The sequence below is a fragment of the Nakamurella sp. genome, from assembly GCF_048594475.1.
In the GTDB taxonomy this organism is placed as follows: domain Bacteria; phylum Actinomycetota; class Actinomycetes; order Mycobacteriales; family Nakamurellaceae; genus Nakamurella.
The window spans coordinates 1-10,955 of sequence record NZ_JBMDXT010000137.1; the positions used below are offsets into that span (position 1 = coordinate 1).

Sequence of the window (10,955 nt, forward strand, 5' to 3'; positions counted from 1 at the left end):
GACCCGCCTGCACGCCGGCTTGCGGGCCGGCCGGTCGACCGCCGACGCGCGGGCCGACGCGGTCGGGCCGGCCGTGGCGGGTGCGGACGATCCCGGGCCGGGCGGCCCGGGCCCGCTGGTCGATGCGGACGCCGCGCTGGCCGCCGGGGTCTCGTTCGTCGCGATCGGGGCCTGACCGGGCCCGGCGCGCAGCCGGCCCGTTGCGGCGGTCACCACCCGGCGCCGGGATGCTCGCAGGTGGGCGGCCGACAGCCCCGACCGTTCGCGCGCCGCCGATCAGGCCGGCCGGCGCGCGCCGTCCGGGTCGGCGGGTGTGTCGGGATCGGCCGGGTCGGGATCGGCCGGGTCGGGATCGACGGTCCCGGCCGCCCGCGCGGGCGCGTCCATCCGCCGGGCCCGCCCCCGGCCGGCGAGCGGTCCGACGACGATCAGGCCGGTGGAGAAGTACATGGCCGGGCTCGGCGCGACCAGGTAGGCGATGGGAATGGAGAGCAGGAAGACCGCGGGTACCACCGCGCCGCCGACCCAGAACCAGCGCCGCTCGGCGGGGGAGCGCCGGCGGTGCCCCAGACCGGCCGCCGTCGCCTGGTCCTCCACCAGGTTGTGCATGAGCGAGGTGCCGGCGATCACCACCGCGTAGACCGCGACCGGCAGCGGCTCGCCCGAGATCTTGCCCAGTGCCTCGGTGGCGAACGGCAGCAGCACCACCCCGAACATCGCGATGCAGCCCAGGCCGATGACCCGGCCGTTCATCGCGGCCAGGCCGGAAACCACCGCGTGACTGCCCCGCCAGAACGAGACGACGACCGCGAAGCTGATGGTGAACGCCAGCAGCGACGGCCCGTTGGCCGCCCACAGCGCGGCCGGGCCGGACCACGCCTCGGGGCTGAAATCGTCGACCGTGGTAATCAGCAGCGTGACCGCGAACGCGTAGATCGCGTCGTAGAACGTGACCGCCCGGGAGAACTCGACGCCCTCCCGGGGGTAGCGCCCGCCCGGCATGCCGTCTCCTCCCCGCGGTGGCCCCGGCGGGTGGTCGGCGACGCACCCGCGGACTGTCCGCCGCGGAGCATGGCACACCGCAGGCCGGGGCCGGGGCCGGGGCCGGGTCACCGCCCGGCGCGGTACCCCCGGCCGCCGCCGTGGCCGTGCTCCGGGCCGGCCCCGCCGGCGCGGCGCGGGCCGTGCGAGTCGCGCTGGCCGGCCCACGGGCGCCGGCCCTGGGCGTCGTCCCGATCCGGCTCGATGCGCAGCGTGCGGCCGCTGACCTTGGCGTTGGCGATCCGTCCCAGCGCGGCCGGGGACAGCTCGGTGCCGATCTCCACGGTCGAGTAGGAGTCGTAGATGTCGATCTTGCCCAGGTCCTTGCCGGTCACCCCGCCCTCGCCGGTGATGGCTCCGACGATGCCGGCCGGCCGCACGCCGTCGCGGTGACCGACGGCGACCCGGTACCGGCGCCCGAACGGCGCGCGGGCGCGGCCGCCGCGCTCCGCCCCGGACCGGGGGCGGTCGCCCGTGGTCCCGGCGGCCGAGCGGACCTTGGTCTTGCGGTCGCGATCGAACGCGGCCGGCTCCGGCGCGGGTTCGGGCTCGCGGCCGTCGTCCCCGGCGGCCAGGGCCAGCAGGGCCGCCGCCAGTTCCTCACCGGTCAGGTCGTTCTCGGCGAGCAGGTCGCGGATCAGCCGGTTCTGGTGCTGCAACCGGCCGACGTCGAACCGGGCGATGGCCTTGCGCAGCACGACCGCCGCCCGGTGCGCGGCGACCTCGTCGGGGGTGGGCGGCACGATCTGCTCCAGCGTGCCGCGGGTGGCCCGCTCGATCGCCCGCAGCCGGCTCATCTCGCGGGGGGTGAAGAAGGTCAGGGCGGTTCCGGTGCGCCCGGCCCGGCCGGTGCGGCCGATCCGGTGCACGTAGGCCTCCGGCTCGCCCGGGGCGTCGAAGTTGACGACCAGGTCGATGCGGTCCACGTCCAGCCCGCGGGCGGCCACGTCGGTGGCGACCAGCACGTCCAGCCGGCCGTCGCGGAGCCGCTCGATGATCTTCTCGCGCTCCTTCTGCGGGACGTCGCCGTTCATCACCGCGGCGGTCACGCCCCGGGCGACGAGGTCGGCCCCGACCTGGTCGCAGGCCTCCTTGGTGCGGACGAACACGATGGCCGCATCGCCCTCGGTGACCTGCAGGAAGCGGGCCAGGGCATCGGACTTGTCGCGGAACGGGACGACCGCGTAGATCTGCCGGACCGAGTCGACGGTCGAGGACTGGCGGCTGACCGCGATGTCCATCGGGTCCGTCATGTGCTGGTTGGCGATCGCCCGGATCGGCGGCGGCATGGTCGCCGAGAACAGGGCCGTCTGCCGGCTCGCCGGCGCGTCGGACAGGATCCGGTCCACGTCCTCGGCGAAGCCCATCCGCAGCATCTCGTCGGCCTCGTCCAGCACCATGAACCGCAGGCCGGACAGGTCAAGGGTGCCGCGCTCGAGGTGGTCGATGATCCGGCCGGGCGTGCCGACGACGACCTGCGCGCCGGCCTTGAGCGCGGCGCGCTGGGGCAGGAAACCGGTGCCGCCGTAGATCGGGACGACCGTGATGTCGGGCATCGCCGTGGCGAACGAGGTGATCGCGTCGGCGACCTGGACGGCCAGCTCCCGGGTCGGGCACAGCACCAGCGCCTGCACGCCGGGCGTCGTGTCGACGGCCGCCAGCAGGGGCAGGCCGAACGCCGCCGTCTTGCCGGTACCGGTCTGCGCGATGCCGGTGATGTCGCGCCCGCCGAGCAGTGCGGGGATGGCGGCGGCCTGGATCGCGGTGGGGGTGCGGAAGCCCAGACCGGTGACTGCACGCAACAGTTCGGCCGGCAGGCCCAGATCGGCGAACGAGGGCTCGGCCGGGGCCGGCTCCGGCTCGACCGAGGGCTCCGGCTGCTCGGCCGGCGCCGTCTGGATCGATTCAGTATCAAGGGTGTCGGACAGGAGGGCAGCGTGCAGGGACATCAAAAAACCCAATCACTCGAAAGAACTGGAGCCTGGGAGGCCGACCATCGGTGGTTGGCCCGGTCGCAGTTCCCGAATGATGAAGAAATCCGTCGTCGAGAAGGCGCGACTCACTCCGCGTAACCGGATCAGTGTAGCGGACGGCCCCGCCGGGCGCTCGACCCGCCCGTCCCCGCGCCGGCGAAGGTGACGAATTCGGTCCCGTTCGCCCCGACACGCCGACGATCGGCCCCCGACACGCCGGGCCGGGGGCCACGAACGCCATCATTCACGCACTGCCGCCGGCGAAGCTGTCGATCTGCGTCGGGCTCGTCCGTCTGAAGGGTCGGGACGCCGCCGCGGCGTCCGGGCGGCCCGCGGGGGCTCGTCCAACCGCCGGAGCACCGAAGGAGCACCGCAATGGCCAAGTACCTGCTGTTGATCATGGAATCCGAGGAGGCCTACGCCAGCGCGGGGGAGGCCGAGCTGAGCGCGACGATGGCCGCGCACAACGCGTTCAGCGCCGAGGTCGGCGAGCTGGGGGCCAGCATCCTGGGCGGCGAGGCGCTGCAGCCCACGCCGACGGCCACCTACCTGCGGGGCACGCGCGGCCCGGACGTGCAGGCGGTCGACAACCCCAGCGCCGAGCTGAAGGAGGTGCTCGGCGGCTACTACCTGATCGAGGCGCCGAACGACGACGTCGCCACGGCGGTGGCCAAGCGCTGCCCGGCCGGCACCGGCTACATCGAGCTGCGGCCGATCTGGGCGTTCGACTGACCGGCCGGGAGGGCGCGGGTGCGGCGGACCACCCCCGGGCCGTCGCGGCCCGGGCGCAACGCGAGCTCTCCGGGCGCGTGCTGGCGCTGACGCTGCGGTCCGTCCGCGACCTGGACATCGCCGAGGAGTCGACCGCCGACGCGTTCCTGCTCGCGGTCCAGACCTGGCCGGACCGTGGTGTGCCGGCGTCGGTCGAGGCCTGGCTGGTGACGGCGGCACGCCGCCGGGCGATCGACCGGAGCCGGGCGGCCCGGGCGGCGCGGGTGGCGCTGATCCGGGGCGGCGGCGGCCTGCGTCAGGTCCATCCGGCCGACGTCAGCACCGAGATCGGCGTCGTCGGCGACGAGGAGCTGCGGCTGGTGGTGCTGTGCTGCGACCCGCGGATCGGCGAGGCCGACCGGATCGCCCTCACCCTGCGGCTGGCCTGCGGCGTGCCGACCGCCGCGATCGCGGCCGCGTTCCTGGTCGGCGAGCCGGCGTTGGCGGCCCGGCTCACCCGGGCAAAGAAGCGGCTCGCGGCGGCCGGCCCGGCCCTGGACCTGCCCGACGACGCCACGGTGGATGCGCGGCTGCCGGTGGTGCGCCGGGTGGTCCACCTGGCCTTCACCCTGGGCCACACGGCCGGCGCCGGGACCGGCCTGACCGACGACGATCTGGCCGACCGGGCCCAGTACCTGGCCACCGCGCTGCGGGTGCTGCGGCCGGCCGACCCGGAGTTCACCGGCCTGCTCGCGCTGATCGTGCTGACCAGGGCGCGGGCCGGTGGCCGGTTCGACGGGGCCGGCGATCAGGTGCTGCTGGCCGAGGCCGACCGGTCCCGGTGGGACCGGGAGATGATCCGGCGCGGGCTGCTGCTGACCCGCGCCGCGCTGGCCGGCTCCCGGACGGCGCCCGGGCCGATGGCGCTGCAGGCCGCCATCGCGGCCGAGCACGCGATCGCGCCGAGCCTGCCCGGGACCAACTGGCGCCGGGTGGTCGATCTCTACGGGGCGCTGCTGTCGGTCGAACCCTCACCGACCCTGGCGCTGGCCCGCTGCGTCGCGGTCGGGCAGCTGGCCGGGCCGGCGGCCGGCCTGCGCGACCTGGACGAGGTGATCGCGCTCGGCGGCCTGGACCGCTATCCCTACGCGCAGGCCGCCCGGGCGAGCCTGCTCGACGCGCTCGGGCGCCGGGCCGAGGCGCGCGCCGGCTGGGCCGCGGCCGCCGCCCGCGCCCGCACCGAGGCCGAACGCGAATTCTTTCTCGCCCGGGCCGGGTGATTCCTGGCAGGCGGGCGGCACATTGGGCAGACTTGACCCTGCAGTTGATCACCGGCCGCGCGCCGGCGCCCGGGCGTCGGCCGGGCCGGGGATCGAACCGACCGGTGGGGCAGAGAGGGGATCAACGATGATCACGGACAAGGGCGTCGCGGTGCCGGAGGACATGGCCCAGGCGCTGGCCGCCGACCAGGGCGCGCTGGAGGCGTTCCAGGCGTTGCGGCCGGACGATCAGCGGGTCTACGTGAAGTGGATCGGCGCCGGAGACGGTGCCGACGGGCGGCGGGCCCGGCTCGACGGTCTCGGCGAGCACGTCAAGGCCTACCAGCGCCGACCGGCCGAGGAGCACGGGTCCCCGCACCCGCTGCAGGACCTGTAGGCCGCGCGGCCGGGGTCGGCGGTCCGGTGACCACCACCACCCTGCCCATCTTCCCGCTGGGCACCGTGCTGTTCCCCGGTGCCCAGCTGCCGCTGCGCATCTTCGAGCCGCGTTACCGCGCCCTGATCGAGGATGTGCTCGAGCGTCCGGACGGCGCCCGCGAGTTCGGGGTGGTGGCCATCCGGTCCGGGGTCGAGGTGGGCGTGCATGGGGTGCAGAGCCTGTACGAGGTCGGCTGCATCGCCGAGATCCGGCACATCCAGCCGTTCACCGCCGGCACGTTCGACGTGATGACCAGGGGCACCCGGCGCTTCCGGATGCACCGGGTGCACCCGCCGGTGGCCGATCGGGCGGACCGGGCCGAGGTCGAACTGCTGACCGACGCCCCGACCACCCGGAGCCGGGACCTGGCCGAGCGGGCCACCCGGCTGTTCCGGCGGTACCGGCGGGCGGTGCTCGAGGCGCGCGGCCTGGACGCGGCGTCCCCGTTCGCCGTTCCGGACGACCCGGTCGCCTGCGCGTTCACCATCTCGTCGGTGGTCGCCCTGGATCTGACCGACCGGCAGCGGCTGCTCGAGGCGGACACCCTGGACGGGCGGCTGCAGCTGCTGGTCGAACTGCTGAACCGGGAGCTGGCCCTGATCGGGCGGCTGTCGACCAGGGCCGGCGAGGAGCTGGCCCGCGGGCCGTACTCGCCGAACTGACCGGGTGGGAACACCCGGGTGCCGGCGGCGGTTGTCAGTAGGCGTGAGTGCAGTGAGCGTGAACAACGAATCCTTGACCACCGCCGACGGCGTCCGGCTCTCGGTGCTCGACCTGGCCGGCGTGGGAGTCGGCGCCACGGTGACCGAGGCGCTGGCCGCCACCACGGCCCTGGCCGTGCGGGCCGAGCAGCTCGGCTACCACCGGTTCTGGGTCGCCGAGCACCACGGCATGCCCGCGGTCGCGGCCGCGGCCCCGGCCGTGCTGCTGGCCCATCTGGGCGCCCGGACCTCCACCATCCGGCTCGGCTCGGGCGGCGTGATGCTGCCCAACCACGCCCCGATGGTGGTGGCCGAGCAGTTCGGCACGCTGGCCGCGCTGTACCCCGGCCGGATCGACCTGGGTCTGGGCCGCGCCCCCGGCTCCGATCAGCTGACCGCGTACGCGCTGCGCCGCCGGATGGACCCGTCGGGCCCCGATGACTTCGCCGACCAGATCGCCGAACTGGTCCACTTCATGCAGGACGACTTCCCGGCCGACCACCCGTTCGCGGCCATCCGCACGACGCCCGCCGTCCCGGTGCCGCTGTACATCCTCGGCTCGTCCGACTACGGCGCCCGGCTGGCCGCCCGGCTGGGGCTGCCGTACGCGTTCGCGCACCACTTCGCCGGGGCCGGCGGCGGCACGGGGGCGGCGCTGGACCTGTACCGCGACCGGTTCCGGCCGTCCGCGGTGCTGGCCGAGCCGTACCCGATGATCGGGGTGAGCGCGCTGGCCGCGGACACCGAGGAGCAGGCGCGGTTCGAGGCGCGCTCGGGGGCCCTGTCGATGCTGCTGCTGCGGACCGGACGGTTGCAGGAGATCCCGACTCCGGAGCAGGCGGCCGCCTACCCGTACACGAACGCCGAGCTCGACCTGGTGCGGGCGATGGGACGGGCCGAGATCGTCGGCTCCGCCGACCAGGTCGCCGCGGGCCTGGACGAGCTGGCCCGGCGCTACGGCGTCCGGGAGATGATCATCTCGACCCGGGCGCACGGCCTGCCGGCCAAGCTGCGCTCGATGGAGCTGATCGCCCGGGCGGCCGCGGCGGTGCCGGCGGGCGCCTGACCCGGCCCCCGGCCCGGCCGGCCGAACCCGCCGGTCGGAGGGGGGTGGGCCGGCCCGCGCCGGGCCCGTTCGGGGGCGACTGCTCATCCGAACGGACCAGCCGCGCCGGCTCGTCCGGTCACCGGGGCGGCGCGGGCGCCCGTAGGATCAGCCGGGTCCGCCGTCCCCGCCCCCTAGGAACGAGACACGTGCTCCGCGATCGCACCGCCGGCTCCCTGCGCCCCTCCGACGCCGGCACCACCGTCACCCTGGCCGGCTGGGTCGCCCGCCGCCGCGACCACGGCGGGGTGATCTTCATCGACCTGCGGGACGCCTCCGGCGTGGCCCAGGTGGTGTTCCACTCCGGGGACGTGCTGGCCGCGGCCCATCACCTGCGCAGCGAGTACTGCGTGCGGGTGACCGGCACGGTCGCCGTCCGGCCGGAGGGCAACGAGAACCCCGAGCTGCCGACCGGCGGCATCGAGGTCGAGGCGGTCACCCTCGAGGTGCTGTCCGAGTCGGCCCCCCTGCCGTTCCAGATCGACGACAGCGTCGGCGTCGGCGAGGAGACCCGGCTCAAGTACCGCTACCTGGACCTGCGCCGGCCCGCCCAGGCGCACGCGATGCGGTTGCGGGCCAAGATCAGCAAGGCGGCGCGGGCCGTTCTCGACGACGCCGACTTCGTCGAGATCGAGACCCCGACGCTGACCCGCAGCACCCCGGAGGGCGCGCGCGACTTCCTGGTCCCGGCCCGGCTCAAGCCGGGCTCCTGGTACGCCCTGCCGCAGTCGCCGCAGCTGTTCAAGCAGTTGCTGATGGTCGCCGGGATGGAGCGCTACTACCAGATCGCCCGGTGCTACCGGGACGAGGACTTCCGGGCCGACCGGCAGCCGGAGTTCACCCAGCTCGACGTGGAGATGTCCTTCGTCGAGCAGGACGACGTCATCGCCGTGGCCGAGCAGGTGCTGGCCGCGCTGTGGCGGTTGATCGGGCACGAGATCACCCTGCCGATCCCGCGGATGACCTACACCGACGCGATGAACCGCTACGGCTCGGACAAGCCCGACCTGCGGTTCGACCTGGAGCTCACCGAGCTCACCGAGTACTTCGCCGGCACCCCGTTCCGGGTGTTCCAGGCGCCGTACGTGGGCGCGGTCGTGCAGAAGGGCGGCGCGAGCACCCCGCGGCGCGGCTTCGACGCCTGGCAGGAGTGGGCCAAGCAGCGGGGCGCCCGGGGCCTGGCCTACGTCACCGTCGCCGAGGACGGTTCGCTGGGCGGGCCCGTGGCCAAGAACATCACCGAGGACGAGCGGGCCGGGCTGGCCGCGGCCACCGGGGCCGAGCCGGGCGATGCGATCTTCTTCGGCGCCGGCGCCCGCAAGTCCACCCAGGAGCTGCTCGGCGCGGCCCGGCTGGAGATCGGCCGGCGCGGCGGGCTGATCGACGAGAGCGCCTGGTCGTTCCTGTGGGTGGTCGATGCGCCGCTGTTCGAACGCACCGATGAAACGGACGATGTCAGCGTGGGCGGTGCCGGCAGCACCTGGACCGCGGTGCACCACGCGTTCACCTCGCCCAAGCCCGAGTGCCTGGACACGTTCGACACCGACCCCGGGTCGGCGCTGGCCTACGCGTACGACATCGTGTGCAACGGCAACGAGATCGGTGGCGGCTCGATCCGTATCCACCGCGCCGACGTGCAGGAGCGGGTGTTCTCGGTGATGGGCCTGAGCGCGCAGGAGGCCAAGGCCAAGTTCGGCTTCCTGCTGGAGGCGTTCAGCTTCGGCGCGCCCCCGCACGGCGGCATCGCCTTCGGCTGGGACCGGATCGCCATGCTGCTGGCCGGTGCGGACTCGCTGCGGGACGTCATCGCCTTCCCCAAGTCGGGCGGCGGTTTCGACCCGCTGACCGCTGCTCCGGCGCCGATCACGCCCGAGCAGCGCAAGGAGGCCGGGGTGGATGTCGTGCCGCCCCCGGCCAAGGAGTAGCAGGGGCCGCGGCCGGCGGGCTCGAGTCCGGGTTCCGGCTCGGCTGCCGGCGGTGGTCCAGGGCGGGTGCGTGGACCGCAACCGTCGCAATACGGAAACATTCCGGCGAATAGAGTGATCGACCAGCGGGTACGGCCGCCGGCCGGACCATCGGCGACCCTGCAGCGTGGCGGGGGTTCTCGCGACGTGAAGAAGGAGCAGCGTGGGTATCAAGGTGGCGCTGGAGCACCGCACGACCTACCGCTTCGATCGGCTGGTCACCATCCATCCGCACGTGGTCCGGTTGCGCCCGGCCCCGCACTCGCGGACCAAGATCGACTCGTACTCGTTGACGGTGGAGCCGGCCAATCACTTCGTGAACTGGCAGCAGGACCCGTTCGGCAACTTCATGGCCCGGCTGGTGTTCCCCGAGCGGGCCCGCGAGCTGAGCATCACCGTCGGTCTGGTCGCCGACCTGGCGGTGGTGAACCCGTTCGACTTCTTCATCGAGGAGTACGCCGAGCACTACGGCTTCGTCTACCCGCCGGAGCTGGCCGCCGATCTGGAGCCCTACCTGCGGCCGGTCGACGAGGGGGACCCGGGCAGCGGGCCGGGCCCGCTGGTGCAGGGATGGCTGAAGAACTTCTCCGTCGCCGACGAGACCCGGATCGTGGACTTCCTGGTCCAGCTCAACGCCGCCGTGCAGCAGTCGGTCGGCTACTCGGTGCGGATGGAACCGGGGGTGCAGACCCCGGACTTCACGCTCACCACGGCGATCGGATCGTGCCGGGACTCGGCCTGGCTGCTGGTCTCGCTGCTGCGCGAGCTCGGGCTCGCCGCGCGGTTCGTGTCCGGCTACCTGGTGCAGCTGACCTCCGACGTGCCGTCGCTGGACGGCCCGTCCGGTCCGGCGGCCGACTTCACCGACCTGCACGCCTGGGCCGAGGTCTACATCCCGGGCGCCGGATGGATCGGCATGGACCCGACGTCGGGACTGTTCGCCGGTGAGGGCCACATCCCGCTCTCGGCGACCCCGCACCCGTCGACCGCGGCGGCGATCACCGGCGCGACCGGCGTCGCGCAGACCACCCTGGAGTACTCCAACGTGGTGCGCCGGGTGCACGAGGACCCGCGGGTCACGCTGCCGTACACCCCGGAGCAGTGGGCCGCGGTGCAGCGGGTCGGCCAGGAGGTCGACCGGCGGCTGACCGAGTCCGACGTGCGGCTGACGATGGGCGGCGAACCGACGTTCGTCTCCATCGACGACCTGACGGCGGACGAGTGGACCACCGCCGCCGACGGACCGCAGAAGCGCGAGCGGGCCGGCGTGCTCGCCGAGCGGCTGCGCGGGATATACTCGCCGACCGGCATCGTGCACCGCGGCCAGGGCAAGTGGTACCCGGGCGAGCCGTTGCCCCGCTGGCAGATCGTCCTGCACTGGCGGGCGGACGGCACCCCGCTCTGGTCCGCCCAGTCGTTGTTCGCCGACCCGTGGGCGGAGGACTCCACGGAGTCGACCGACGGCACCGGGGCGACCGGAGCCGGCGGCGCGGCCGCACGACCGGCCGGGGTGGCCGACGCCCGGGCCTTCACCGAGGCCGTGGCCGACTGGTTCGGGCTGCCGGCGGGGCAGGTCCGCCCGGCCTTCGAGGACCCGCTGGCCCGGCTCGCCGCTCAGGTGCGGTTGCCGGCCGGTGAGCCGGTCGCCGAGGACCTGGCCGACGATTCACCCGACGCCCGGCACGAGCTGCTCGCCCGGCTCGACGCGACGGTCACCGAGCCGACCGCGTTCGTGCTGCCGCTGCACCGGCTGCCGGCCGAG

General features: G+C 74.4%; 9 protein-coding genes. 7 read left to right on the plus strand and 2 right to left on the minus strand.

Annotated elements, in window-relative coordinates; all coding sequences use genetic code 11:
* Window positions 1-276: 276 nt before the first annotated feature.
* Both ACOJUF_RS07015 and ACOJUF_RS07020 read right to left on the minus strand, forming a co-directional pair.
* Entirely contained in the window at window positions 277-1,002 is a 726-nt protein-coding gene (locus ACOJUF_RS07015; protein WP_420121146.1) for a TMEM175 family protein, read from the minus strand.
* Between the two features lie 107 nt (window positions 1,003-1,109).
* Window positions 1,110-2,990 (minus strand): DEAD/DEAH box helicase, encoded by a 1,881-nt coding sequence (locus ACOJUF_RS07020; RefSeq protein WP_420121147.1) that lies wholly within the window; start codon window positions 2,988-2,990, stop codon window positions 1,110-1,112.
* A gap of 399 nt (window positions 2,991-3,389) precedes the next feature.
* Between ACOJUF_RS07020 and ACOJUF_RS07025 the strand changes: the two genes are divergently transcribed.
* The 7 genes from ACOJUF_RS07025 to ACOJUF_RS07055 form a co-directional block, all read left to right on the plus strand.
* The gene (locus ACOJUF_RS07025) at window positions 3,390-3,746 is read left to right on the plus strand and encodes a YciI family protein (RefSeq protein WP_420121148.1); all 357 of its coding nucleotides are present in this window, start codon (window positions 3,390-3,392) and stop codon (window positions 3,744-3,746) included.
* A gap of 77 nt (window positions 3,747-3,823) precedes the next feature.
* A complete protein-coding gene (locus tag ACOJUF_RS07030) occupies window positions 3,824-5,005 on the plus strand; it encodes an RNA polymerase sigma factor (protein ID WP_420121149.1) in 1,182 nt (393 codons plus the stop codon).
* Window positions 5,006-5,132: 127 nt separating this feature from the next.
* Entirely contained in the window at window positions 5,133-5,381 is a 249-nt protein-coding gene (locus ACOJUF_RS07035) for a YdeI/OmpD-associated family protein (RefSeq protein ID WP_420121150.1), read from the plus strand.
* A 26-nt stretch (window positions 5,382-5,407) separates the two neighbouring features.
* Entirely contained in the window at window positions 5,408-6,085 is a 678-nt protein-coding gene (locus ACOJUF_RS07040; protein WP_420121151.1) for an LON peptidase substrate-binding domain-containing protein, read from the plus strand.
* 58 nt (window positions 6,086-6,143) lie between these two features.
* Window positions 6,144-7,190 (plus strand): LLM class flavin-dependent oxidoreductase, encoded by a 1,047-nt coding sequence (locus ACOJUF_RS07045; protein ID WP_420121152.1) that lies wholly within the window; start codon window positions 6,144-6,146, stop codon window positions 7,188-7,190.
* 188 nt (window positions 7,191-7,378) lie between these two features.
* Window positions 7,379-9,154 (plus strand): aspartate--tRNA ligase, encoded by a 1,776-nt coding sequence (gene aspS / locus ACOJUF_RS07050; RefSeq protein WP_420121153.1) that lies wholly within the window; start codon window positions 7,379-7,381, stop codon window positions 9,152-9,154.
* Window positions 9,155-9,356: 202 nt separating this feature from the next.
* Window positions 9,357-10,955, plus strand: a 1,599-nt coding sequence (locus tag ACOJUF_RS07055) for a transglutaminase family protein (protein ID WP_420121154.1), incomplete at its 3' end; no start/stop codon positions are given.

Bases quoted from the DNA above. Each gene is read 5' to 3' on its own strand.
- ACOJUF_RS07035 (WP_420121150.1), top strand. From the start codon at position 5,133: ATGATCACGGACAAGGGCGTCGCGGTGCCGGAGGACATGGCCCAGGCG.
- ACOJUF_RS07020 (WP_420121147.1), bottom strand. From the start codon at position 2,990: ATGTCCCTGCACGCTGCCCTCCTGTCCGACACCCTTGATACTGAATCG.
- ACOJUF_RS07025 (WP_420121148.1), top strand. From the start codon at position 3,390: ATGGCCAAGTACCTGCTGTTGATCATGGAATCCGAGGAGGCCTACGCC.
- ACOJUF_RS07015 (WP_420121146.1), bottom strand. From the start codon at position 1,002: ATGCCGGGCGGGCGCTACCCCCGGGAGGGCGTCGAGTTCTCCCGGGCG.